A 25,544-nucleotide genomic window follows, 5' to 3' on the forward strand; every position below is an offset into this window, starting at 1 on the left:
TTATGAAAACAAGACAAGAAAAAATTCAGGCTATAGAGCAGGATTGGCTGAACAATCCTCGCTGGAAAGGAGTACAAAGACCCTATACTGCAGAAGAAGTACTTAAACTTCGGGGGTCTTACACCATCGATTATACCATTGCGACAGAAATGTCTAAAAAATTCTGGGAGAAATTAACTACGCAGGACTTTGTGGCTGGCTTAGGAGCTTTAACGGGTAACCAGGCGGTTCAGGAAGTAGATGCAGGACTGGAAGCAATTTATCTTTCAGGATGGCAGGTAGCAGCAGATGCTAATTTATCGGGAGAAATGTATCCTGATCAATCTTTGTATCCTGCGAATTCAGTGCCTTCTGTAGTAAAGAAAATCAACAATGCTTTATTAAGAGCGGATCAGATCCAATCGGTGAGCGGAAGTGGAGATAAAGAATATCTGGTTCCCATTATTGCCGACGCGGAAGCAGGGTTTGGAGGTAATTTAAATGCTTTTGAATTGATGAAGCAAATGATTGAGGCAGGTGCAGCGGCAGTTCATTTTGAAGATCAGTTATCCTCAGCCAAAAAATGTGGCCACCTGGGTGGAAAAGTGTTGGTGCCGACTCAGGAAGCAATCAATAAATTAATAGCAGCCCGTCTGGCTTCAGATGTTACTGGAGTGCCAAGTGTTATTATCGCAAGAACAGATGCAGATGCAGCTGATTTGCTGACATCAGATATTGACGATAGAGATAAAAAATTTGTAACCGGAGAAAGAACTTCAGAAGGCTTTTACGTGGTGAAGAATGGAGTAGAGCAGGGAATTGACCGTGGGTTATCTTATGCTCCATATGCTGATCTTATCTGGATGGAAACGTCTAACCCTGATCTGGAACAAGCCAGAAAATTTGCAGAAGGTATTCATGCTAAATTCCCTGGAAAAATGCTTGCTTACAATTGTTCTCCTTCTTTCAATTGGGCGGCCAAGCTGAGTGTTGAAGAGATGACCACTTTCCGTGAAGAATTAGCTAAAATGGGATATAAGTTCCAGTTTATTACACTGGCTGGTTTCCACGCTTTAAATACTGCGATGTTTGAGTTGGCTTTAGCTTATAAAGAAAAAGGAATGGCCGGATATTCTGAATTGCAGGAGCGTGAGTTTGCTTTGCAGCAAAAAGGATTCAGAGCGGTTAAACACCAGTCTTTTGTAGGAACAGGATACTTTGATGAGGTGCAAAATGTAGTGACCGGAGGTTCTTCAACAACTGTAGCGATGAAAGACTCTACCGAAATGGCACAGTTTCATTAAAAAATCATTTTTCGCATTATCCATATTATTTGAAAGCCTTCTCAGTTTTGAGAAGGTTTTTATATATTGAACGAGCTGGATAAAGTTTAAAATAGTTGATGATCATTTATTTTCCTGTATCATCCAGCCTTTACGGGAAGACAAATAACAAAGAATATTTATGATGAATAAAAATTATACTATATTTGAACACTAAAAAAACAAAAGTTCAAAAATAATTATTAAAAAAATGACGAAGTTTATTAAAGTACTTTTTATTACAGCAGGATTAACGCTGACAGCCAATGCCGTGAATGCTCAACAGAAAATAGGGCAGGTAAATTCTGAAGATATTTTTACAAGCTTACCTGAGGTAAAAACTATAAATACAACGATCGATAATCTTACAAAAGCTAAACAAACCGAAATAGATAAATTAATCGGGGACTATCAAACTAAGCTTAAAGTGGCTCAGGAAAAAGAAAAAACAATGACTGAGGCTAATAAAGAGGCGATAACAAAAGAACTTATCGCAGCTCAAACTGAATTACAAGGTATCGGTAAAAAAATTGAAGAGTCAAGAACAAACGCAGCTAAGGAAATTTCTGCTAAACAAAATGAGTTATATACTCCTTTACAGCAAAAAATAAACAGTGCGATCAGTGCTGTAGCTAAAGAAAGAAATCTTAACTATGTATTTGATGTTTCGTCTGCACAAGGAGGTAATAATTTAGTGTATACAGATGGAAGTGAGGATATCACGGCTTCTGTAAAAACTAAGTTAGGAGCTTCATCAACAGCTAAACCAGCTGCCAAATCTAAATAATCTCAATCGATTAAATATTTTTAAAGGAATCGGATGTTTCATCCGGTTCCTTTTTTATTTATAGCCATTAATGTTTGTTTTCCAGAGTAATTTATAATTTGTTATTCTACATTGTTTGCATCTTCAGGGTTTGGGAGAGATTTATTATTTTTGAGTAAAGTTTTCAGAGAATGAGTTTAGTGTATGAAAAACAAATCAGGGTTACAAAAACACATATTGATCAGAATAATCATGTCAATAATGTACAGTATGTGAGCTGGGTGGAGGAAATTGCAAGTGAGCATTGGGAATCTGTGAAATATAAAACCGAATATCCTGAAGATATATGGATGCTGCTTGATCACCATATTCAATATAAAAAACAAGTGTACTTAAATGATATTATCACTGTAAAGACTTATCCTAAAGCTCCGGAAGGTATCAGGCAGCCCAGAAAAGTAGAGTTTTACTGCAACGGACAGCTTGTTGTAGATTCCTTAACCCTTTGGGTTTTAATTGATTCTAAAGCGAAAAGGATTCAAAGATTAAAAAATGATTGGCTGGAGAAAATTTAGACAACTATAATTAAAAACAAAATGAAAAAAAAATTGTATGTTCCAATGGTCATAGCCCTAATGATCGCCATTGTTTCTTGTAGCCCTGATAAAAAGGAAAGTTCTGAAAAAATTCAGGTTTCCCCAATTGCTCAACAGCCGGGAAATGTAGATAAGCAAAATAGGGTAAGTGAATTGTCAATAGGTATTGTCCCTACAGAAAATGTGGATTTTGATATGGGATGTACAACAGAATATCAGAATAAAAAGGGAGTGATTTATGCAAAAGGTTCCGCTCCGAAATCTAAAGGATGGATTTCCTATATGAAGATCAATGATATTTTAGAAAATTTTTATACTCCTGATGGGATCACGGAATCTACCGATGGCGATGGATCTGTTATCGTAGCTCATCTTGAGAATGAGCGCTATGAAGTTGTTATCACTTCTAAGATTGGAAATTATTCCGAAGAAGCTGATTCTGTATCAGAACAGGGAACGATTGTAGTAACGGATAAAAAAAGCGGAAAGACAGTTTCGGTCGAATTTGAAGGGGGAACGGCTTGCTAAGTTATTAAATAAACTTGATTTTCATCTGTTTATTGAAGTGATACAAAAAATGAAAATGTACCCATTTTATTTTTCATTCTTTATAATCATACTATTGAACAGATATCCTATACTCACTCCAAATTCCTTACCTTTGCACGATGATACGTATTACAAAAATTTTTACATTCGAAACTGCCCATGTACTGTATAACTATGATGGGAAATGTAAAAATATGCATGGACATTCCTATAAATTGTTTGTAACAGTGAAAGGAAAGCCTATTAATGATTTAGAAAATCCTAAGAACGGAATGGTAGTGGATTTTGGAGATATTAAGAGTATCGTAAAATCCGAAATTGTAGATGTATGGGATCATGCAGTTTTAATCAACGGACTTTCCCCGCATAAGGAATTGGGAGAAGACCTTGAAGGAAGGGGGCATAAAGTAATCTATTGTACCTTCCAGCCAACATGTGAAAATATGTTGTATGCTATAGCTGCTAAAATAAAGTCCAAGCTTCCGGCAGAAGTTTCCCTCGCGTATCTTAAACTTCATGAAACCGAAAACTCTTACGGAGAATGGTTCGCAGAAGATAATGTATAACCGTATCCCATAAAAAATTCAATCGGTGTTAAAGACAACCATCAATTTACAACCTGGAAAAAAAGTATATTTTGCTTCGGATCAGCATTTTGGAGCTCCTAATCCTAAGGACAGCAAAGTGCGTGAGGAGAAGTTTATCCGCTGGATGGATGAAATCAAAGAAGATGCCCAGGTTTTATTCTTAATGGGTGACCTGTTCGATTTCTGGCATGAATGGAGGTATGTTATCCCAAAAGGGTATGTCCGTGTCTTAGGAAAAATTGCAGAATTGAAAGATAGGGGAATTCATGTTTATTTTTTTGTAGGTAACCATGATTTATGGATGAAGGATTACCTAGAAGAAGAAATCGGTTGTACTGTATTTTATAAGAAGCAGTATTTTGAAATGGGCGGAAAACAGTTTTTACTGGCACATGGAGATGGATTAGGACCTGGTGATAAAGGATATAAAAGGATGAAAAAGCTGTTTACCAATCCTGTGGCACAATGGGCTTTCAAATGGCTGCATCCTGATATTGCCATGAAAATAGCTTTGTATCTTTCCCAGAAGAATAAGATGATTTCGGGTGAAGAAGATAAGGCGTTCTTAGGAGAAGATAAAGAGTTTTTAATTATTTATTCAAAAGAGAAATTAAAAACCGAAAAGATTGATTATTTCATTTACGGACATCGCCATCTTCCTATGGTTTTAGATTTGGAACAAAAGGCTAAATACATTAATCTTGGAGACTGGATCTCCTATTTTACCTATGGTGTTTTTGAAGAGGATTTTGAATTAAAAACTTTTGACCGGTAGGAAAAAAAAATTACCTCTAAAAGAGGTAATCTTCGAATGAATAAATTCATTCTGTTTTTAATCCATATTCCGAATACAACATTGCAAGAATGCGACCAAAAATTTCATTTAATATTAAAAAAATATTAAAAAGGAATTATGGAGGTGTAATGTATTAAAAATGAGACGATAAGAATATTAAATGTTAAGAAATTGGAAAATATATTCAACATACGGACTGAGCAGGATTTTCTGAAAGCTTCATTGAAAACATTCCGGTATCAATATGAGAATGTTGAAGTATACAGAAAATTTGTGGACTATCTTAGAATCAATCCTGATGAGGTGGATGAGATAGCAAAGATTCCGTTTCTCCCGATAGAAATGTTTAAAAATCATCAGGTGCTTGATAAGAAGGTTTCTGCGGATTTGTTTTTTCAGAGTTCGGGGACTACGCAAATGAATTTGTCCAAGCATTTTATTGCTAATGAAAACCTGTATCGCGAAAGTATTTATAAAAGTTTCGAAGAATTTATCGGAAGACCGGAAGATTTTATTTTTCTCGGGTTATTACCCAGCTATCTGGAAAGACAGAATTCTTCATTGATCTATATGGTGGATTATTTAATGAACGTTTCTGCACAGCCTGAAAATGGATATTTTTTATATAATCATTCGGACTTGTTGGAGCTTTTAAATACTTTGGAGGGTAAAAAGGTCATCCTTTTTGGTGTTTCTTTTGCGCTTCTGGATTTTCTGGATTATTGCCATTCTGAAGAAAGCAGTGTTCCTTTAAACTTTCTAAAAAACCTGATTGTCATCGAAACTGGAGGAATGAAAGGTAGGAAAGAGGAAATGACCAAAGATGAATTGCTGGTCATTTTACAAGAGGGTTTTCAAACAGATCGAATCTTTTCGGAATATTCTATGACAGAACTATTATCACAGGCTTATTCTCTAGGAAATAATGAATATGAATGTCCGAAATGGATGAGAATTTTGGTAAGGAATGCAGAAGACCCACTTTCTTATGAAAAAGAAGGCAGAACCGGAGCAGTTAATATCATTGATCTGGCCAATATTCATTCTTGTTCTTTTATTGCCACTCAGGATTTAGGGAAAACTCTTCCTGGAAGTAGATTTCAGATTCTAGGAAGGATAGACCATTCTGATATCCGGGGATGTAGCTTGCTGGTAAGCTGAATATGAGTAATAAATAATTAATAAGTAATTTGCTCGCAATGGAGTTGACCTCCCACACTCCAACTCTCCGACACTCAAACCTTCTCACTCTCACACCTTCAAACTCAAAAATATGCTGAAAATAGAAGAGCTTGTTCATGCGTATATTCACTCTCATTGTGATTTTGAAAAAGAAATTGTCTTAACCAATCATTTTCATTCGGATTGGGAAGCGGACATGCTGATTATTGATGAATCAGGATTCAGCCATGAAATTGAAATCAAACTTTCGAAAAGTGATTTTAAGAATGATTTTAAAAAGTCTTACCTGAATACAACTACAGGGGAGAAGTTTTTAAAGCATGATAAAATATCTTGTGGAGATTATGTTTGTAATGCATTCAGTTTTCTTCTTCCTATGGGGATGGTAGAGTACACCGCCATTCCGAAGCATTGCGGAATTATTGAATTTTATCATAATGTTGATACTTGGGAAACTGAGTTTTATTCTATCAGAAAGCCGGTGCATGTACACGAAGACTCTTATTGGAAGCTTAATGATAAAGATCTTTTTATCCGGAAAATGGCATTGAATCTGCTTCAGCGGAAAATGGAAATCAAAGGAAAGCATGAAGAGCTTATTTTTAAGAATCCGTTTGAGATCAAAAAAAGAAAATAAAAAAATCCTGCCACTTTGGACAGGATTTTTTTATATCTATTTGTTATTTCTTTATTCAGCAAGTGGTTCATCAGCTGCACCTTGCAGTAAAAACTTATAAATTAATCCACCGGTAATGCCTCCAAGGATAGGGGCAACCCAGAACAGCCAAAGCTGGGACATGGCAATTCCACCTACAAAAAGAGCTTGGGAAAGAGATCTTGCAGGGTTTACGGAAGTATTCGTGATCGGAATAGAAATCAGGTGAATCAAGGTTAAACCAAGACCAATGGCGATTCCGGCAAACTTTCCGTTGGCCCACTTGTCTGTTGCTCCCATGATAATGATCAGGAAGAATGCGGTTAACAAAAATTCAGCTAAAAATGCAGCTCCCATAGAGTAGCTCCTGTTATGATAGCCTGGCATATCATAGAAGTTGGTCGCAAAGGCACCTGGCCCTTCAGTCGTAAATGCGCCTGCACCGTTCAGGATAATGTAAAGACAGCCTGCAGCAGCAATTGCGCCAAGACACTGAGCTGCAACATAAGAAATCACATCCTTTGCCTGAAATCTTCCACCGGCTAAAAGCCCGAAAGTAACCGCAGGATTAAAATGTCCACCTGAAATATGCCCCACAGCATAAGCCATGGTAAGAACGGTAAGACCAAAGGCCAAAGCGACCCCTAAAAGTCCGATACCGATGTCGGGAACTCCGGCAGCGAAAACTGCGCTTCCACAGCCACCGAAAACAAGCCAAAATGTGCCGAAAAATTCAGCAAATAGTTTTTTTATCATAATGTTTATTTTATATTGAAATCAAATTTATAGTTTAAATTTTATATTTTCAAATTAATTTTTAAAAAATATAAAATTTAAAAGGCAAAGGCGTATGAAATTGATAATGGTATCATGTATTTTTTGAAGATTGTGTTTTGGTGAAAGATGAGTCATAGTTGAATTGTATCACATAAATGTTTATTTTTCGTTTTTAAAATAAAAACATTGAAAATGAAAAAGTTTCTAGGTGTGATTTTTGGATGTCTCCTTGGTCAACTTCACTATGCTCAGGCTTCAAAAAGAACAGGTTTTTGCTATGATCTTACGGAGGTTTTGAAAGTAGAACCTACTCCTCTGTATAAACCTCATTTAGATGCTTCAAAAAGTTTCGGAGTTAAACTGTTAAAAGACACCAAGGCTGTTCAGAAATATATCAACAGTGGGAAATTTCATAAAATAAAGAAATCAGGAAAGGGATTTCGTGTTCAGAAATTAGACTACAGTCGACCCTATATGGTTTCTAAAGCTAAAGCAACTCTTGAAAAAATGGCAGCGCGATTTAGTAAAGAGACCAAGGGGCATACATTCACTGTTTCATCTATGACAAGAACGCTTGAAGATCAATGCAGGTTGCGTAAAGTGAATTCCAATGCTTCTTTAGGGATCAGTTCCCATAATTACGGAAACTCTTTTGATATCTCTTATATACGCTTTAATGATGTTCTGAAGTATAATCCTAAAATGGAAGTGGCATTGGAAAAGGTTTTAAAGTATTATGCGAATGCAGGCCGGATTTATTACATTAAAGAAAAACAGCAAAGCTGCTATCATATTACAGTAAGAAACTATTGATGATATAGCTGATAACATAGATCAGCGCTATATGAGACAATGCTCGTTTTCTTGTTGATGAGAAACTCAACATCCTTTTTTTTATGTTTAAAATACATGAATGCGTCTTCCACAGGCAATGGACTTGTGTAGGTAGTTTGGTTTGTATAAATTTAGGCAACTAAAAACCATGTATTTATGAACACATTAGACAAGAAAGGATATGACACTGCAGTAGACGCTTGGAAAAAATGTCTGGCAGACTATCCGAGAATGAAGACCCTGATTCCACCCAATTACGTTTTTACACTTTCTCCCGAACAGATTAAATGGGCTAAAACAGTCACTGATGGTAAAGTCAAGAATTTTCGGGTAGATATGGGGATTTTAGACCAAAAACAGGTAATTATTATTCTTGTCCGGATTGATGAAAAAGGACAGAATATAGTAGTAGACGGTTTCCCGTATAGTCTGCTGGGAGAAATGGAGAAGGATCTTCCTCTTTATGAAAAACAAAGCTATACACTCGTTAAAACAGCACTTCTTTCTAAAGATTTAAGGAGTGTAGACGATAACTCCAATACGACATTTCCAATAGCAGATCATCCTATTATGAAGCAGGATAAAGCTATTGAAGCTATTGAACAATGGAGAAATGAAGGGCAAAATTGGTTGTATATGGAATGTAGTGCGCCTTATAACGGAACCAGGATTTTTAGCAGTTTTTATGTTCCTATTTTAGACTTAACACTTCCTGAAGGGTTAAATTGGATTACCTGTACCTTCGCATTAAGATATTCCAGCATTTACCAGAGAATGCTTGTAAGTCTGGTTTTCATTTCTTTTTATAAAAATCTTGGAAATGATGTCTCCAGTCCGGCATATATATCAAATACGTATGACTGGTCACAGCCGTGTCCACCTATTTGCCAAATATAAACCCAGTAAAGACCCATTAAATGGAGGATGCTTTCAAAGTAATACTTTATTTTAATAATGGCTTTCTTTTAATTTGTGCTTTAATTGGACTCTTAAAATATAAACTGTTAAGAAGCACGGAAAAGTGGTATTTGTATTATATTATTTTTCTTTTTTTAATAGAAGCCGCTGTTAAAATTTCAATTTATCTTTTGCAATTGGGTAATGTAGATTTTTTATATCCTATCTATGTTTCTGGAGAGCTTTTTATGCTGGCAAGCCTGTTTATACGCAAATCGGCCTTGTCCTATTACTGGTATATTCCTGTTGCAGTTTTAATTGGATTTTTCTTTATAGAAAGTGATTTCGGAACACATGATCTAAAAAAGATAATTTCAAATATAGTCGTGATCTGTTTTGCAGGGTATTCACTTCTTACTGAAATGAGAAGAAGCAAGATCAGCGACCGCTTTATATTGGTCGATGGATTTATATTCCTGTATTATGCAGTATCTGTTTTTATATTTTTTATGCTGCGTCAGCTGAAAACTTTTTCTAATGATGAAGTTTATATGATCTGGGGAATGAATAATTTGTTATGTTCATTCTTGTATATATCAATCATTTATACCTTTTTAAAATTAAAGAAATAACCCTCAATATCAGCTTTTTTATTATTCTAATTATCGTTCTGGTAATTATTGTAGCTTTCGTATTGCTTGCTTATAAGTTCTTTATTGATCGTATTACTAAAGAAAAGAATGCTCAGTATGAGGCTGAGGTCCTTCATCAGAAAAGGTTGGTGCTGGAAAATATCAAAGCTCAGGAGGAGGAACGAAAACGAATTGCAGTAATGATCCATGATGACATGGGGAACAGGCTCAATATTCTCTCTTTATGGCTTAACAATCTGGATACAAAAGGAGATGAGCTCATTAAAAAAAACATTTACGGGCAGATGTCTGCTTTAATAGATTCAGCAAGGACGATATCCCATTCCCTTTACCCTGTGAACCTTGAATCGGTGGGGCTTGTTTTGTATATTGAAGAACTAATTGCGAATCTGTCCCATAAGATTCATATTTCATTGCATGTGGTTCCCGGTTATAAAAAGAAAGATGTTTTTGTAGAAGTTCAGCTATACAGGATTATACAAGAATGTACAACCAATGTTATTAAACATTCAAAAGCTACAAAAATCTGGATCTATATAAAAGATTATCCACAATATACAGCAGTAATTATTTCCGATAACGGGCAGGGGTTTGATTATGATTTGGTGAAAAAAGGAATGGGTATTAAGAATATAGAATCAAGAACCAAATCTATCAATGCTGTCCATAAATGGAAAAATATACCCGATAAAAGAAGCCGTTTAATTATTAAAATTCCATATAATAATGAATTCCAAGATCAAAATAGCGTTAATAGATGATGAGCAGCTAATTCTGGAAGGAGTGAAGCTATTATTATCTAATGAAGAGAATCTGTCGGTAACCCTGACAGCAGATAATGGGCCAGACTTTATCAAAAGCCTGGAAGACTTTTCCGGGAGTCATTTTCCGGATATTGCCCTGGTTGATGTACAGATGCAGCCTATGAATGGCTTTGAATTGGTAGGGATTCTTAAAGAGAAATATCCAGACCTTAAGATCATCATTTTATCGTCTCATTATAAAAGTTCGATTCTCGGCTATATGGTGAAGCTGGGGGTATCCGCTTTCCTCCCAAAAAATTCTAATAAGAAAACATTTATAGAGGCCATTACGATGGTATCCAAGAATGGTGTTTATTTCACTGCTGAGGATCACCAGATGCTGCTTTCATATATGAACAGCTCTACAAAGAAAAGGTCATTATTCGAAATGGAAGATGAGCTTTCCGAGAGGGAGAAAGATGTGGTAAAGCTGATCTGCCAGGAATTCACCAATAATGAAATTGCCGAAAAACTTTTTATAAGTCCCCGAACGGTCGAGAGCCATAGGCAGCGCGTTCTGGAAAAGATCGGTGCCAAAAATACAGTAGGTATTGTGATTTATGCCATTATCAATAATATTTATTCACTTGAAAAGATATAATTCCGTAGAAATACGGAATTTTTAATTTGGTGTTTTTTACGGTTTTATTCTCTGTTTTTTCATGGTTACTTTGAAATGTGTATCTGTCGGAAAGCTTAAAACCATTTTAGGCAGATCACTAGCCAAGTAAAATTGTGATTATGGAAAATAATATCATAACTGTCGGGATTTTTTTCGACGGTACAGGAAATAACGGGATTAATGCCACTTCTGGTAAAAAACTATTAGTGGATCATGACAGCTATCACGCTGCACCTACCAATATTTACAAACTTTTTAAACTATTCGGCGGAGATGAAAAACTATACGTTGAAGGTATAGGAACGGTAACCGGAGCTAAGGACAGTGATTTCGCCAAGGCAACCTGCAAGAATCCTATAGGATATTCCGGATATTCTTCCGATGATAAATTACGGGAAGCTTACACTTTTATCAAGCAGAAAATGCAGGATCAAACAAAAGAATATCAGTTTTATGTCTACGGATTCAGTAGGGGAGCTATGTTGGCTAGAAACTTCTGCTATGAACTCTTACGGTATGATTCCACAATACTGGGTACTATTACAATAAAGTTTCTGGGTGTTTTTGATACTGTAGAGTCTGCTCCTTTTAATGATTATAATGTGAGCTTGCTTCCCGGTCTCGAAAATGCGCTTCAATTATGTGCCGTAAATGAATGTCGGTATTTCTTTCCATTGACCGGTTTTTTTGAAGACTCCAGAAATATGGATGATTCGAAGCTTATGGTGGGGAATTCTGTATGGAAGGAAATCTTTGTTCCGGGTGTTCATGCAGATGTAGGTGGTGGATATCTTGATTGTTCCCAGTCAGTATATGTATCCGCCAACCATTTACGAAGGTTTGACGTTGAATCTTATATTTCAAATGTCAGAAATAAAGCAAGAGATTCCGAAGGAAATGAAATATGGAATCCGGTTTTACAGAATTTTCAGATCGATAAGGGGGAAGTTCTTTCTCAGGCATATGTAGAAAGAAAGATGGTATACAATGATCTTTCTAAAGTATACGGGAAATTAATGTTAATTCAGACCAATGCACTGGTCCCGATTTTTAATACAGAATTTGATGAAGCTGATTTCAAAATGAATGAAGACCACTCTTATTTAGAATCATTGTATGGGGAATTAGAAAAATATGCGCAAAACCTAACGCCCGATCTGAAACCTGCATATGATTATGAAAAGTTGGTTGACTATACACACCTATCTGCCAATTTTGGGTTGTATAAAAAAGGACAACTTCAGAAATCAGCGGGCTTACTGTATGCGGAGGAAATCAATAACGGACTCAATGTCCCCAGCAGATCATTGGCAAATAATTTTCACCCCATACTCCAGACTGAGATGCATGTGCTGGAAGACACGGTAATTACAGATTTTGTATATGGAAGCAACATTCCCAATAATGATAACTGGACCCGTTCTATATTGATTAAATAAAGGTCCATATTAATTTAATGTTCGTACTTTTCACTTTTAACCGGATCAGAGAGCTTCTCAAAATGGGGAGCTTTTTTATTTCTGGCCTATTCATTTCTTTTTCCGTATTTTTGCACCCGAAAAATATTCAGTATTAATTCTTAATTATATCATTACAATGCTTTCGGTTCAAGGTTTAGGGTTACATCATTCAGGAAACTATTTGTTTCAAAATGTGAATTTCACAATTAAAAAGGATGATAAAATTGGTTTAGTAGGTAAAAATGGAGCAGGGAAATCCACTTTATTAAAGATGCTTTCCGGAGAAATTACATTCTACGAAGGAAACGTAGTGCCCGATGGAAATATTACCATTGGTTTCCTGAAGCAGGATCTTGATTTTGTAAAAGGAAGAACGGTATGGGATGAAACCATGCAGGCTTTTGAGCAGATCAATGCATGGAAAAATGAGCTCGAAGAAGTGAACCATCAGATGATTACCCGAACGGATTACGAAAGTGATGCTTATACTGATTTAATTAACAGAATGACGGAACTCAACGACCTTCTCATGAACCATGATGCCTATAATCTTGAAGGTGACATGGAGAAAGTATTGTTTGGATTGGGATTCAAGGCTGATGATTTTCAAAAAATCACCGATGAGTTTTCGGGAGGATGGAGAATGAGAATTGAATTGGCAAAACTGCTGCTTCAAAAAAATGATGTTATGCTTCTGGATGAGCCTACCAATCACCTGGATATGGAATCGATTATCTGGCTGGAAAACTTCTTGAAAGATTACCCTGGAGCCATTGTATTGGTAAGTCACGATAAGCAGTTTATGACGGCAGTTTGTAACAGAACTTTTGATGTGAACAACAGGAAAGTAGATGATTATAAAGCCGATTATACCAAATATCTTGAACTTAGAAAAGATAGAAAAGAAAAATTGATTCAGGCTAAAAAGAATCAGGATGCAGAAATAAAACATACGGAAGAGCTGATTAATAAATTCCGTGCGAGTGCTTCCAAAGCAGCTTTTGCACAATCATTGATTAAAAAGCTTGAAAAAGTAGAGCGTATTGAAGTGGAAAATGATGACGTTTCCAAATTCAATATCCGTTTCGTGCAATCTGTAGTTCCTGGAAAAGTTAATTTTGAGGCTGAAAAATTAGGAAAGGCATACGGAAATAAGCAGATCTTTGATGATGTGGATTTTATTGTACAGCGTGGAGACAGAATTGCTCTTTTAGGCCAGAACGGACAGGGAAAAACAACATTGGCAAAAATTCTTGCCGGTGAAATTAAAGACTATACCGGAACCTGGAATCTGGGACACAATGTGAATATCGGATACTTTGCTCAAAATCAGGAAGAGGTACTGACCCCAAATAAAACGGTTCTGGAAGAAGCGGAAGACGCTGCCACGGAAGAAACGAGACCAAGAGTAAGAGATTTGTTAGGATCTTTCCTGTTTCAGGGAGAGGCGGTAACGAAAAAAACAAAAGTGCTTTCCGGGGGTGAAAGAAACCGTCTGGCACTTTGTAAACTGTTACTACGTCCTTTCAATACGTTGATTATGGATGAGCCTACGAATCACCTGGATATCCAGTCTAAGGAAATCATCAAACTGGCTTTACAGAAATTTGAGGGAACTTTGATTGTGATTTCTCACGACAGAGAGTTCTTACAGGGATTATGTGATAAAATCTATGAATTCCGTGACGGAAAGATGAAGGAATTCCTGGGAAATATAGATGAATATCTTGAATACAGACAAAAAGAAACAATCAGGGAAATTTCTGCGGAAAAAGCAAAATTGCATAGTGAAGATGTGAAGGAAGTAAAGGCAAAAGCTGAAACGAAAGTTGAAGACAAACAGCCTTCAACGAGTCAGCAGCCAGCAGCTATCCTTAGTAAAGAGCAGAAAAATCTTCAGAATAAGATTAAAAAAGTAGAGGAGAAAATTTCAGAACTTGAAACGAAGTCTGAAGAAATGGAAGCTTCTTTTGCAAAGGAAAATCCTTCTGAAGAGTTACTGGAAAAATATAATAAAATCAAAGAAGAATTAGACCTGGCATTGCAGGAGTGGGAACATTTAGCGACTCAACTGGAATAAGAATAAATGTCTGTTTTTAACTTCGTTGATGATTTTTATAGCATAATTAGAATTATTATTGTTATTTTTGATGCATGATTTTTAAGGAAAGCAGGCAATTTAAGAATTTTATCTCCAAACTTTTGTTTGGGATCTACTTTCTTGCGTTGTTTTCCCAGAGTTTTCACCATCATGATTCCGTAGATAATTTTAAAATATTTCACCTTAAAAAAGCTGAAAATACAATCTCAAAAAATATAGCTAAAGAAAAGGCCGGAGACTGTCTGGCCTGTCATTTCCTTGCGACAGGACATACTTTGGTACCCGAAGAATTTAATTTTAATTTCGAAGGGTATACCCATGAAATCAAGCAGATTATTGCTGTTCAGGAGATCATCTGGTCTCAGACTAAATTCACTTTTCAACTTCGGGGTCCCCCTACAATTTCATAATTAATAGATTTTTATTGGCTTTAATGGAGAGCTGATATTTGGTATTTAATGGTTATGGCTTAAAAAGTCGTTACATAGATACTTGATATAAACAGCTGGGATTATCTTCATTAATGCATTGTACATTTTACGTTGTACAAAAAATAAAGCAAGCAACTTTTACGAAAAAATGTACTTTTTAAGTACACAATCTATCTATTTACAATGAAATTGATATACAGTTTACTGCTGATCTTTTGTGGATTGACATTAATAAACGCACAAAAGACTTACACGGTGGAAGGAACCGTTCAGGATTTTCATGATAAAAGCATGCTCGAAAATGCAGAGGTGAAGATTGGGAATTTTACGGCCAGGACCGATAAAAAAGGTAAGTTTTTACTAAATAAGATTCCTGCGGGATCTTACACTCTCATTGCCAGGCATCCTGATTGTCATGATTATACTGAAAACATAGAAGTAACACAGGCTCTTCACTTAACCATTACTCTGGAACATCATGTTCAGGATATTGAGACAGTAACCATCCATGGGAGTCATAGGAAGAACGGATCATTGGTTGTAAAGACTCTTGATAAGGCAGAAATCGAACGAAACGCTACGGATAATTTAGGAAATTTACTCTCTAAAATTTCCGGGGTTACCGCCTTGAAAACTGGAAATAACATCTCAAAACCTATTATCCACGGGCTTTATGGAAGCCGGATTGCCATTATGAATAATGGGGTAAGGCTTGCTGAACAGGAATGGGGAGTAGAGCATGCTCCCAATGTGGATATTAATAATTTCCAGCACATTGATGTGATTAAAGGAGCGTCTGCCTTAAAATATGGAAGTGACGCAATCGGAGGAGTTGTCGTGCTGGAACCTGAAATATTTCCTAAAAGGGATACCGTAAAAGGTTCTGTGAATCTCTCGGGAATTTCTAACGGAAGGGGGCTCGGACTGGATGTGAATGTTGCTAAAACATGGAAAAACGGATGGGCGGTAAAATCTGGTGGTTCCATCAAAAAATTGGGCGATCAGCATACCCCTGATTACAACCTGATGAATACCGGAATGGACTTTTCATCCTTCAATTTTACAGTTCAAAACAATACCTATGAAAAAGGAATCTCATTTGATTACTATCTGACAAATCAGAATATCGGAATTTACAGAGGTTCACATGTAGGAAATAATAATGATTTCTATAATGCCATGACATTGAATATTCCGGTTTATACAGGAACTTTCAGTTATAATATAGATAATCCAAGACAGGTAATAGAACATCATATTGCTAAAATCTCAGCTTTTAAAAGATTTGAAAATATAGGAAAGGTCTCTGCGACGTACAGTTTCCAGTATAATCACAGACAGGAGTACGATATCAGAAGGGGAGACCTGAAAGATATTCCTTCTTTGGATTTGGCATTAATGACTCACCAGTTTAATCTGAATGATTTATTAGAAAGAGAAAAATGGTCTCTGGAAACGGGGATTGATGCCAGCTTTCAGAATAATTACTCAGATCCTGCGACAAAAGCAAGACGCCTGATTCCTAATTATGATAAATACTCTACAGGGATTTATTCCGTATTCAAGTACAAAATTTCGGATGTTTTGAATGTTGAAGCCGGAGTACGATATGACTTCAACCGTTATGATGTTACGAAATGGTATGATAAGAGAGATTGGGATAATCTCTATAAAGATCTGTATCCTCAGTTTTACGTAAGAACCAATCAAAACAGGGTTTTAACGAGGCCTCAGCTTAATTATGAAAATGTTTCATTTAATGCAGGACTGGAATATCATCCGAATTCAAATTTTAATCTGAAGTTTAATTATGCAAAGGTAGGACGTACTCCTAATATTGCAGAACTGTTTTCAGACGGATTGCACCATTCTGCTGCTGTGATAGAAATTGGAGATATGGGGCTGAAAAATGAACAGGGGCATCAGTTTAATTGGGTTGCGGATGCAAGATTCAATGTTCTTAGAGGATTAGACATTTCTGTAAATCCATATTTTTTCATTACCAAAAATTATATCAATGAAATTCCTACAGGAGTACAGAACACAATCAGAGGTGTATTTCCTGTATGGGCTTACCAGCAGATTGATGCTAAAATGTATGGAATTGATCTGGACATCAACTGGAAGCTTACAGATGATCTTACTTATATAGGAAAAGGAAGTTATGTGCATGGTCAGGATGACACGCATAATGAACCGCTGATCTTAATGATGCCACCTAATTTCTCCAATGCTCTGCAATTTAAAAGGGAGAATTGGAACCAATTCTATTTTAGCTTGGAAAACCAAACATTTTTAAAGCAAAACAGATTCCCGGTACATAATGCACCTGTTACTATTTATGAAAATGGAGCGGAAGTAGAAAAGATTGTGGATTTTAGTACCCCTCCCAACGGATACTCCCTTTGGAATATCCAGACTGGTATGAATATCAGTAAAAACCTTTCTGCCGGACTTATTATTAATAACCTGTTTAATGTTTCATACAGAGATTACCTTAATCGTATGAGATTTTTTGCAGACGAAGCAGGAAGAAATTTCATTTTGAATATTAGATACAGATTCTAATTATTCAATAATTACAAATCAAGTTTTTAAAAATTTAAATTAAAAAAAATGAACAAATTATTCAACACTAAAAATATCATCAGATTATTAGCTATTTTATTGATTACTTTTTCTATTGTTTCTTGTCAGAGAGACAATGCATCAGAAGAAGATGACCTTCCTCAGGAAGACCTTACCAATATCATTTTATTGGTAAAAGATGTTGCGACACAGGTAACAGTACCTTATAACTATAGCGTTGGAGCCGGAGGAGCACAATCTATAAAACTGGATGATGGAAAGACCTATGAAGTAGAGGTGCAGTTTAAGAACGGGAATGAAGATGCAACACAAGAAATAAAAGATGCTAAAGATGAACACTTCTTAGTATATAATTTCCCTAATGCTGATCTTACGCTGACCCGTACCGATGATGCTTCTTCTACCAGAGCAGATGGAAAACATGTGGGACTTAAAACAAGATGGGTAGTGAATAAGGCAGTAAAAAATTCAGCTGCACAGAGCCAGCTGATTCTTACTTTATATCATGAGCCGGCCAGTGTTTCGGAAGCTTCTTCTGTAAGTGGAAACGGAGTAGTATACGGAGCTCAGACAGGAGGTGAAACAGATGCTCAGGCAACGTATACAATTACCAATTAAAATACGAAGACTTTAATAAAAAACCACTGATTTATTCAGTGGTTTTTTATTTATAAATATTTGATGCCGAAGAATTTATCTTTAGTAGTTTATTTTGATAAAAATTTCATATTTTTGCAACCTAAAATTTTAATCAATAATGAAGGTTACCGCACAAAACCATGATGACGTAAGTGCATTACTTACTGTAACATTGGAAAAATCTGACTACAAAGACAAAGTAGAGAAGCAGTTGATTAATTATGCTAAAAATGCGCAAGTTCCTGGTTTCAGAAAAGGAAAAGTGCCTTTAAGTATGGTTAGAAAACAATATGAAGCAGGTATTGCATTCGAAGAAATCAACAAGCAAGTTTCTGAAGCTTTAAATAACTATGTAAACGAAAGCAAGTTAAGATTAGTTGGCCAGCCTGTACCTCAGCCTGTAAATGATTTCAATCATAATGCAGATCAACTTGAAGTTGCTTTCGAAGTAGGGTACGAGCCTGAATTCACCATAGATTTAGCTAAATACGAAGCACCTCACTACAAAGTAGAAGCTTCTGAAAAAGAAATCAGCAAGAGCATTGAAAATATGCAAAAGCGTTTCGCAGAGCAGGTTCCACAAGATAAAATAACTAAAGACTCTTATGTTGTTTTAGAAATTTCTCAGGTAGTGGAAGAAGATGCTGAAGGAGAGCACCACCACCATCCAAAGAATGCTACTATTACTGCTGAAAACAAAGAAGCTTTCAAGTTAGTAAAATCTTTGAAAATGGACGGTTCTGTAAAAGTTTCTAAAGAAACATTAGCAGGAGATGAAGAATTGGCTAAAGAATTAGGATTCACTAAAGAAGAAGTTGAACACTTGCACCATGCTGAAGTAGAAGTGAAAGTAAAAGATTTCTATAGCTTAAACTTAGCTGAACTGAATCAGGATTTATTCGATAAGGTATATGGTGAAGGAAATATTAAGTCTGAAGAAGAGCTTAAAGAAAAAGTAAAAACTGAATTAGACGAATACTTCCAACAAAATGCTGATGTTCACTTTGTAAACAAAGTATTGGAACAAATTACAGAGAAAGAAGAAGTAAAACTTCCTGAAACTTTCTTAGTGAAGTGGTTGGTATTCTCTAACCAGAATATTCAGTCTGAAGAGCAGGCAAAAGAGATCCTTGAAGCTGAGAAAAAACAATTGAGCTATCAGATCATCGAAGGTAAATTGATGAATGATAACGATATTAAATTGGATTATGCTGATGTTCTTGGACAAGCTGAGCAATTAGTAAGAAACCAATTGGCTATCTACGGAATTCACCACTTAGGAGATGATGAAATTCAAAAATATGCAGTTGAAATGTTGAAAGACCAAGAGCAGGTAAGACAAATTTCTTCTGAAGTTGCTATGACAAAATTGAAAGATGTAATTCTTGAAAAAGCTAGCAAAAAAGAAACTGCAATTTCTCACGACGAATTCTTAGAAGAACTTAAAAAGTAATTTATTTTTTTAAGATAAATATTTAAAACCACCATTATTTGGTGGTTTTTTGTTATAAAATACTTAGATTCTATATCAATCAATATTCATATATTTACGTATTAAATTTTATATATGAAAAAGATAATCATTCCATTTTTCTGTGCGGTGCTTTTTTCCACTTCAGTAGCAGCACAGCAAACAACGGCTGCCGCTAAGACGGAAGCAACCAAATCGAAACTAACACCTAAAGAAGTAATTGATAATTATCTTAAGGCTCTTGGAGGAAAAGATAAATTAGAGGCTATTAAAACAACGATTACCGATAATACACTTACCGTACAAGGGATGGAAATTGCCATGACCACTAAAAAGATGGGAAATAAGTTCAAATCGGTTCAGACTGTAATGGGTCAGCAGATGACACAGCTTTTCGATGGTGAAAAGGGAACGTTTGATCAGATGGGACAAAAAATGGATATTCCTGCAGATAAAATTGCTGATTTGAAAAAAGGAAGACCAGTGGACGCATTAGGATATGATCCTGCTACATTCCAGACAGTAACTGTTGAAAAAATTGATGGGAAGGATTATAATGTATTATCTTCAGACAAAGGAAAATACTTTTTTGATGCAGGTACTGGATTGTTATACAAAACAGAATCAAAAGAAGGAACTGCCATTGTAAAGAGTTATATGACTGTAGACGGATTGAAATTTCCAAGTGAAATAGATGCAGAAGGAAACGGTCAGAAGCTTCTGATTAAAACGACTAAAATTGTTCTTAATTCAGGAGTAACAGAAGCTGATTTTAAATAAGCACTACATTTATTTATACCATAAAAAAGCCGCAGAATTTTCTGCGGCTTTTTTATTTTTAGTTTCCATATTCTTTTTTCCATTCGTCTGCTGCTTCGCTTAAAACGGTATAGAATTCTTCTCCATACTTTCGGATCAGCGGCGTTTTAAGGAATTTGTATACCGGAACATGCAGCTCTTTTCCTAATGCACAAGCATCACTACACACAGACCATTCATGGTAGTTTAACGCTGTAAAGGCAGAATATTCTGTAATACGGATAGGGTAAAGATGGCATGAAATAGGTTTCTGCCAATCCACGGCGCCGTCTTCATAAGCTTTTTCAATTCCACATTTCGTAATACCTTTCTCATCAAACGTTACATAAGCACATTCACGATCTTCAACCATAGGGGTTACGTACATTCCATCAGAAGGGTCTGTAGTCCATGTTCCCTGCTCTTCAAGAGCTTTGATACCCTCTGGGGTAAGATAGGGCTTTATCTTGTCAAAAATACTATCTAAAATCTCAAGCTCATTTTTATCTAATGGAGCCCCTACATCGCCTTCCACACAACATGCACCCTTACATTTCGTAAGGTTACAAACAAACTCTTCGGAAAATATTTCCTCAGAAATTAATTTATCGTCTATCTGAATCATAATCTTTTTAAAATAAATTAAAATAAGTACCTACTTTAAAGGTAACCAAACTAATAATAATCAGCCATAAGCCGGCTTCCTGCATCCAGTATTTAGGTAAAAACCGCATCATCCTGCTGAGTATAATACTGGCAGGGAATGCCAAAAGCAATAAATACTCGTAATTATTATTCATATAAAGAATAGTAGTTACCAGCTGCGCCAGGGAAAATACCAGAAGAAAAGTATATTTATATCTGCTTATCGGACTCTTTTTGTTATAATTTTTAAAATGGTCATATACTGAATAGATCAACATGAGTGCAACTGGGAGAAGGGGAATAATGCTTTGGTAATCTTTTATCAAGGTCATTTTACCAAATGGAAAATAATCCGGATTCCAGGTGGTAAAGTCTAAAAAGAACATGACAGAGAAGTAACTGAATACAATCAAAATAATTCCCAGTAAAAATCTAAATAGATTTAAACCTATCTTTTCTGAAGTAGCGACAACGTGTATTACTACAAATACTGCCATGGGCCAGGTGGTCGGTAAAAAAATAAAATTTAATGCTACAATCGAACCCACCAATACATAAGACCTTTTCCGTGTATCTTCATTGGCACTGGTAAGTAAAAGTAAAATAAAAGAATTGGTAAGCAGTGCAACTGCAATTCCAATGTCTAAATTTCCGGGATAAAGCCCAAAAATAAAGAATGAATATAAAAATAATGGGAGATGAGTCTGATAATTAAGTGCAATACTATGAAAACAGAAATAACCCAAAGCGATTCCCAAAAATGTAATTCCGGCAACAATTGCTTCGTAAGTGTTGAAATTCAGTATGTTAAATATTATTACTATTAAAAGAAGAAAACCAATATAAACAGGAATTGAAAAAATATTGCTTTCTTTTGAAAGTAATTTAAACATTTTTTATAAATTTGTACAAAGTTAATTTAAAAAAGGAAAATAATGACGTCTTTCTTTCTATTCTTAAGCAAAGTTTTCAAATGGTCTTTCGGTTTCTTTGATTCCTTTGGAAATGTTTTAAACTGGATTCTATTTATCGTTTGCTGCGTACTATTTACTTATTGGTGTTATGTTCTAGTGGTTACACTAGGAGGTGATAAAGATAAAGAGTACTATTCTCCAACGGAAGGTAAGCATCCTTACTATGATCCTAATATCTACAAAAAAGAAGGTTAATTAATTGGTTATATAGTAAAAAACCGATCAAATAATTTATTTGATCGGTTTTTTTATATTAACGATTAAAATTTAATTTTTGTTATTCGTGAATCGGAATGACCAAAACCGGAACGGTAGAGCTTTTCGTTAAGCTTTTTGTAAGACTTCCTACAAAAACATCATAAATTCCACTTCTTCCGTGTGAACCCATTACGATATAGTTGGCATTCTTTGAGCTGGCATAATCTAATATAATGTCTTTAGCAATGCCTTGCTTTAAGAGATGTTCGCACTCGATATAGTGTGAAACGATTCTCTGTTCAAGTTTATTAAGTTGTACGAGTTCTTCCCGGATTTCATTTTCTTCAACTTCAGGAAAATATTGGAACCCCATATCACCGATGGCAAAGCCAATGTCTGTTGGTGCAACATGAATCAGGTTGATTCTTCCGTTTACTTCTTTAGCAAACTTAATGGCCCCGTCTACAAGTTGTTCCGTTTTGTCCCCAAAATCTACGGGCAGTATAATGTTTATCATAACCTTTAATTTTGTTATCTAAAGATAGTAAAAAAAATACAAAATACGTTGTTAAATACTTATAATATTCGGATATCCAGAATTTTTTCTTCTTCAAGGAATGCTTCCAGTACATCATTTTCATCAACTTTTCCTACTCCTTTTGGAGTTCCTGTGTAAATAAGATCTCCTACTCTTAAAGTGAAATATTGAGAAGCGAATGCAATGATATCATCAAACCCGAACATCATGTCTTTGGTATTTCCTTTCTGAACTTCCTCTTTATTTTTTAACAATGAAAATTCTAAGTTTTCCAGGGTGTAATTTTCCTTTTTAAAGAAATTTCCGACTACGGCAGACCCGTCAAAACCTTTTGCCAGCTCCCAGGGTAAACCTTTGGACTTCAGCTGACTTTGAAGATCCCTTGCCGTAAAATCAATTCCTAAACTGATTTCATCATAATGTTTATGGGCAGCTTCTTTCTGGATATATTTTCCTCCTTTTGAAATCTTTACCACTACCTCGAGTTCATAATGAATATCATTGGAAAATTCCGGAATGTAAAAATCATTTCCTTTCAAAACCGCAGTGTCGGGTTTCATGAAAATAACCGGATTTTCAGGAATTTCATTGCCTAATTCTTTTGCATGTTCACTATAATTTCTTCCTATGCAGATAATTTTCATATTTTTTTCTTTTTATTGTCATTGCGAGGCACGAAGCTAATGATGTCTCCTCTAAAATGAGCTTATTTAATTCTAATGCGTAAATACATTCTCACAATAATAACAAACGAATGTATGGCTTGTTAATAGTGAAATTCCGAAAAAACTGGTCGCACTATCGTCTCTGTAAATGTGGTTAGAACCACATTTAGGACATACAAAATCAAACTTAGGATCTTTGATGGTATGTTCTACTTCCAGAGAATATTTTTCATTCTCTTTATAGTCTTCCAAAGCTTGCTTTGCTTTTTCTACATCCTCTTCAAAAACCTGCAGCTGAATTCCGCCCACAGCCTGAGAAAGAAGCCAGTCCGATTGGATGAGCTGCTCATTGGCTATGAAACTCTGGATACCTCTTTCAGCCAGGATCTGTTTGTCCCTGTTAGCTTCAAGAGCGGTTTCGTAAAATTTAAACTTAACTAAATCTGACATTTTTTAAAATTTACTGGATAGTTGAATTTTTGTAAAAATCTTTTTAGTGTATAATGGAAAATCAGCATTCTGTAACCAGCCAAAATATCCAAGATCTTTTTGAAAAACAGCCTTTACTCCCTGTCCTTTATACTTTCCAAAGTTAAAAACTTCTTCCATTTTATCATTAAAGCCAATAAAGCCTGCTAAATCTGCATGTTTATTGTGAAATGTAAACTCACTTAATGCGGCAATTTCGTTCGGAACATCTTCATATTTTCCTACCTGAGCATCAAGTACTTCAAAAGTAGCCATTACATCAGCTTCTGCAGAATGGGCATTCTCCAGAGTTTTGCCACAATAGAACTGGTAAGCGGCCCCCAGATTTCGGGGTTCTTTTTTATGAAAGATGGTCTGAGCATCGACCAATTTGAATTTGCTTAAATCAAAATCAATTTCTGCACGCAATAATTCTTCAGCTAAAAGAGGAACATCAAAGCGGTTGGAATTAAAACCTCCCAAATCCGAACCTGCAATCATTTCCATTACTTTAGGAGCTATTGATTTGAAAGTAGGAGCATCTTTGATATCTTCATCGTATATTCCATGAATCTGGCTCGATTCTAAAGGAATAGGCATTTCCGGATTAATACGCCATGTTTTGCTTTCTCTTGAAGCATCCGGGTTTATTTTTAAAATGCAGATTTCTACAATTCTATCTTTACCGATATTAGTCCCTGTCGTTTCCAGGTCAAAAACACAAAGTGGTTTATATAATTTTAAATTCATTTTTTTTAATTTGAAAGAGAGTTAATTTGATAATTTGGAAATGATGTTAAATGCCTATTTTTTGTATCTGACTTCTAACATCTTGTATCTAACTTCTAATTATTTAAGTTGTTTCTGAAATAAGAGTGATATTAAAATATAATAGAGTATAACCATCGGAATACCAACAGTTTTAAATATAATCAAAATAATAATGGCGCCTATTAACAAAGCCAGTTTTGGATAGTTGTCCTGTAGTTTCATCGACTTGAACTTCATAGCAATCATTTTAATAGGACTAACAAGCAACCATGAAAGGATTACTGTTAGTGCTAGTAATAAAGCCGTATTGCGGAATAAAAATTCAAAACTTTGGGTTTCTCTGAATGCATAATACAGCCCAAAAATTAAAATAGTATTGGAAGGGGTATTCAATCCTTTGAAGTAATATTTCTGGTCTTCATCCAGGTTGAATATAGCTAACCTTAAACAAGAGAATAAGGTAACCAGGAATCCCAAATAGCTGTACCATGGAAAATCCGGATAAGAGCTGTCGGCAAGAGCTACAAACATGGTGAGTCCAGGCAGGAACCCGAAGCTTACCATATCTGCCAGCGAATCCAGCTGAACTCCAAGATTGGAATTGGCCTTTAATGCCCGGGCTACAAACCCATCGAAAAAGTCCAGAACCAGTGATAGAATAAGGCAGATGGCAGTCGTCTGATAATCGCCTAAAATAAGATGAACTGCACCGACGCATCCTGAAAATAAATTTCCTAAGGTTAAGGCATTGGCAAGGTTGTTTTTAATAAAATTCATA

At 35.5% G+C, this 25,544-nt stretch carries 29 protein-coding genes; 21 read left to right on the forward strand and 8 right to left on the reverse strand.

Going from position 1 to position 25,544, the window contains the following annotated elements; all coding sequences use genetic code 11:
* Positions 1 to 2 precede the first annotated feature (2 nt).
* The 8 genes from aceA (at position 3) to CJF12_RS18335 (ending at position 6,414) form a co-directional block, all read left to right on the forward strand.
* On the forward strand, positions 3 to 1,283 hold the full coding sequence (gene aceA / locus CJF12_RS18300; protein ID WP_034683882.1) for an isocitrate lyase: 1,281 nt from the start codon (positions 3 to 5) through the stop codon (positions 1,281 to 1,283).
* A 229-nt stretch (positions 1,284 to 1,512) separates the two neighbouring features.
* Entirely contained in the window at positions 1,513 to 2,088 is a 576-nt protein-coding gene (locus CJF12_RS18305; RefSeq protein WP_034683885.1) for an OmpH family outer membrane protein, read from the forward strand.
* Positions 2,089 to 2,258: 170 nt separating this feature from the next.
* A complete protein-coding gene (locus CJF12_RS18310; RefSeq protein ID WP_034683888.1) occupies positions 2,259 to 2,642 on the forward strand; it encodes an acyl-CoA thioesterase in 384 nt (127 codons plus the stop codon).
* Between the two features lie 21 nt (positions 2,643 to 2,663).
* Complete coding sequence (locus CJF12_RS18315; RefSeq protein ID WP_034683891.1) at positions 2,664 to 3,191, forward strand: hypothetical protein; 528 nt, start codon at positions 2,664 to 2,666, stop codon at positions 3,189 to 3,191.
* Between the two features lie 140 nt (positions 3,192 to 3,331).
* Positions 3,332 to 3,778: a 6-pyruvoyl trahydropterin synthase family protein gene (locus tag CJF12_RS18320; RefSeq protein WP_034683894.1), complete on the forward strand. Its 447-nt coding sequence runs from the start codon at positions 3,332 to 3,334 to the stop codon at positions 3,776 to 3,778.
* Positions 3,779 to 3,803: 25 nt separating this feature from the next.
* Positions 3,804 to 4,574 carry a UDP-2,3-diacylglucosamine diphosphatase gene (locus CJF12_RS18325; RefSeq protein WP_034683895.1) on the forward strand — a complete coding sequence of 257 codons (771 nt, stop codon included), beginning with the start codon at positions 3,804 to 3,806 and terminating at the stop codon, positions 4,572 to 4,574.
* Positions 4,575 to 4,766: 192 nt separating this feature from the next.
* The gene (locus CJF12_RS18330; RefSeq protein ID WP_034683896.1) at positions 4,767 to 5,756 is read left to right on the forward strand and encodes a LuxE/PaaK family acyltransferase; all 990 of its coding nucleotides are present in this window, start codon (positions 4,767 to 4,769) and stop codon (positions 5,754 to 5,756) included.
* A gap of 112 nt (positions 5,757 to 5,868) precedes the next feature.
* Positions 5,869 to 6,414 carry a hypothetical protein gene (locus CJF12_RS18335; protein ID WP_034683898.1) on the forward strand — a complete coding sequence of 182 codons (546 nt, stop codon included), beginning with the start codon at positions 5,869 to 5,871 and terminating at the stop codon, positions 6,412 to 6,414.
* 51 nt (positions 6,415 to 6,465) lie between these two features.
* Here the strand turns inward: CJF12_RS18335 and aqpZ are convergent, their stop codons facing one another.
* Positions 6,466 to 7,185: an aquaporin Z gene (aqpZ, locus tag CJF12_RS18340; RefSeq protein WP_034683956.1), complete on the reverse strand. Its 720-nt coding sequence runs from the start codon at positions 7,183 to 7,185 to the stop codon at positions 6,466 to 6,468.
* A gap of 216 nt (positions 7,186 to 7,401) precedes the next feature.
* On the opposite strand from aqpZ, the gene CJF12_RS18345 reads away from it, so the two are divergent.
* The 12 genes from CJF12_RS18345 to CJF12_RS18400 all read left to right on the forward strand — a co-directional run bounded on the left by CJF12_RS18345 (position 7,402) and on the right by CJF12_RS18400 (position 20,489).
* On the forward strand, positions 7,402 to 8,022 hold the full coding sequence (locus tag CJF12_RS18345) for a DUF5715 family protein (RefSeq protein ID WP_034683901.1): 621 nt from the start codon (positions 7,402 to 7,404) through the stop codon (positions 8,020 to 8,022).
* 177 nt (positions 8,023 to 8,199) lie between these two features.
* Positions 8,200 to 8,940, forward strand: coding sequence for a hypothetical protein (locus CJF12_RS18350; RefSeq protein ID WP_034683904.1), 741 nt, complete (start codon positions 8,200 to 8,202; stop codon positions 8,938 to 8,940).
* A gap of 20 nt (positions 8,941 to 8,960) precedes the next feature.
* The gene (locus CJF12_RS18355) at positions 8,961 to 9,572 is read left to right on the forward strand and encodes a hypothetical protein (protein WP_034683906.1); all 612 of its coding nucleotides are present in this window, start codon (positions 8,961 to 8,963) and stop codon (positions 9,570 to 9,572) included.
* Positions 9,518 to 10,354, forward strand: coding sequence for a sensor histidine kinase (locus tag CJF12_RS18360; RefSeq protein ID WP_084675632.1), 837 nt, complete (start codon positions 9,518 to 9,520; stop codon positions 10,352 to 10,354). Before CJF12_RS18355 ends, CJF12_RS18360 begins: the two co-directional genes overlap by 55 nt.
* On the forward strand, positions 10,320 to 10,997 hold the full coding sequence (locus CJF12_RS18365) for a response regulator transcription factor (protein ID WP_034683907.1): 678 nt from the start codon (positions 10,320 to 10,322) through the stop codon (positions 10,995 to 10,997). Before CJF12_RS18360 ends, CJF12_RS18365 begins: the two co-directional genes overlap by 35 nt.
* A 140-nt stretch (positions 10,998 to 11,137) precedes the next feature.
* Complete coding sequence (locus CJF12_RS18370) at positions 11,138 to 12,457, forward strand: T6SS phospholipase effector Tle1-like catalytic domain-containing protein (RefSeq protein WP_051887255.1); 1,320 nt, start codon at positions 11,138 to 11,140, stop codon at positions 12,455 to 12,457.
* A 157-nt stretch (positions 12,458 to 12,614) separates the two neighbouring features.
* Entirely contained in the window at positions 12,615 to 14,558 is a 1,944-nt protein-coding gene (locus CJF12_RS18375) for an ABC-F family ATP-binding cassette domain-containing protein (protein WP_034683908.1), read from the forward strand.
* Positions 14,559 to 14,632: 74 nt separating this feature from the next.
* Positions 14,633 to 14,989 carry a hypothetical protein gene (locus CJF12_RS18380; protein ID WP_034683910.1) on the forward strand — a complete coding sequence of 119 codons (357 nt, stop codon included), beginning with the start codon at positions 14,633 to 14,635 and terminating at the stop codon, positions 14,987 to 14,989.
* A 204-nt stretch (positions 14,990 to 15,193) separates the two neighbouring features.
* The gene (locus CJF12_RS18385; protein ID WP_034683912.1) at positions 15,194 to 17,578 is read left to right on the forward strand and encodes a TonB-dependent receptor; all 2,385 of its coding nucleotides are present in this window, start codon (positions 15,194 to 15,196) and stop codon (positions 17,576 to 17,578) included.
* 48 nt (positions 17,579 to 17,626) lie between these two features.
* Positions 17,627 to 18,217 carry a hypothetical protein gene (locus CJF12_RS18390; RefSeq protein ID WP_034683915.1) on the forward strand — a complete coding sequence of 197 codons (591 nt, stop codon included), beginning with the start codon at positions 17,627 to 17,629 and terminating at the stop codon, positions 18,215 to 18,217.
* A 139-nt stretch (positions 18,218 to 18,356) separates the two neighbouring features.
* Positions 18,357 to 19,691 carry a trigger factor gene (locus CJF12_RS18395; RefSeq protein WP_034683917.1) on the forward strand — a complete coding sequence of 445 codons (1,335 nt, stop codon included), beginning with the start codon at positions 18,357 to 18,359 and terminating at the stop codon, positions 19,689 to 19,691.
* A gap of 114 nt (positions 19,692 to 19,805) precedes the next feature.
* Positions 19,806 to 20,489: a hypothetical protein gene (locus tag CJF12_RS18400; protein ID WP_034683919.1), complete on the forward strand. Its 684-nt coding sequence runs from the start codon at positions 19,806 to 19,808 to the stop codon at positions 20,487 to 20,489.
* A 58-nt stretch (positions 20,490 to 20,547) separates the two neighbouring features.
* Here the strand turns inward: CJF12_RS18400 and CJF12_RS18405 are convergent, their stop codons facing one another.
* On the reverse strand, positions 20,548 to 21,132 hold the full coding sequence (locus tag CJF12_RS18405; RefSeq protein WP_034683922.1) for a DUF3109 family protein: 585 nt from the start codon (positions 21,130 to 21,132) through the stop codon (positions 20,548 to 20,550).
* A 7-nt stretch (positions 21,133 to 21,139) separates the two neighbouring features.
* Positions 21,140 to 22,045 (reverse strand): DUF6427 family protein, encoded by a 906-nt coding sequence (locus CJF12_RS18410; RefSeq protein ID WP_034683923.1) that lies wholly within the window; start codon positions 22,043 to 22,045, stop codon positions 21,140 to 21,142.
* A 42-nt stretch (positions 22,046 to 22,087) separates the two neighbouring features.
* Between CJF12_RS18410 and CJF12_RS18415 the strand changes: the two genes are divergently transcribed.
* On the forward strand, positions 22,088 to 22,321 hold the full coding sequence (locus CJF12_RS18415) for a DUF6341 family protein (protein WP_034683925.1): 234 nt from the start codon (positions 22,088 to 22,090) through the stop codon (positions 22,319 to 22,321).
* Between the two features lie 82 nt (positions 22,322 to 22,403).
* On the opposite strand, the gene CJF12_RS18420 is transcribed toward CJF12_RS18415, so the two are convergent.
* The 5 genes from CJF12_RS18420 to CJF12_RS18440 form a co-directional block, all read right to left on the reverse strand.
* Positions 22,404 to 22,841: a universal stress protein gene (locus tag CJF12_RS18420; protein ID WP_034683927.1), complete on the reverse strand. Its 438-nt coding sequence runs from the start codon at positions 22,839 to 22,841 to the stop codon at positions 22,404 to 22,406.
* Positions 22,842 to 22,900: 59 nt separating this feature from the next.
* A complete protein-coding gene (locus tag CJF12_RS18425) occupies positions 22,901 to 23,506 on the reverse strand; it encodes a fumarylacetoacetate hydrolase family protein (RefSeq protein WP_034683930.1) in 606 nt (201 codons plus the stop codon).
* A 72-nt stretch (positions 23,507 to 23,578) separates the two neighbouring features.
* The gene (locus CJF12_RS18430; RefSeq protein ID WP_034683931.1) at positions 23,579 to 23,977 is read right to left on the reverse strand and encodes a putative signal transducing protein; all 399 of its coding nucleotides are present in this window, start codon (positions 23,975 to 23,977) and stop codon (positions 23,579 to 23,581) included.
* Positions 23,978 to 23,980: 3 nt separating this feature from the next.
* Entirely contained in the window at positions 23,981 to 24,745 is a 765-nt protein-coding gene (locus CJF12_RS18435; RefSeq protein ID WP_034683932.1) for a 3'-5' exonuclease, read from the reverse strand.
* A 99-nt stretch (positions 24,746 to 24,844) separates the two neighbouring features.
* Positions 24,845 to 25,543 (reverse strand): CDP-alcohol phosphatidyltransferase family protein, encoded by a 699-nt coding sequence (locus CJF12_RS18440; protein ID WP_034683933.1) that lies wholly within the window; start codon positions 25,541 to 25,543, stop codon positions 24,845 to 24,847.
* Position 25,544 lies beyond the last annotated feature (1 nt).

Origin of the sequence: Chryseobacterium piperi (assembly GCF_002285635.2) — a bacterium.
In the GTDB taxonomy this organism is placed as follows: Bacteria; Bacteroidota; Bacteroidia; order Flavobacteriales; family Weeksellaceae; genus Chryseobacterium; species Chryseobacterium piperi.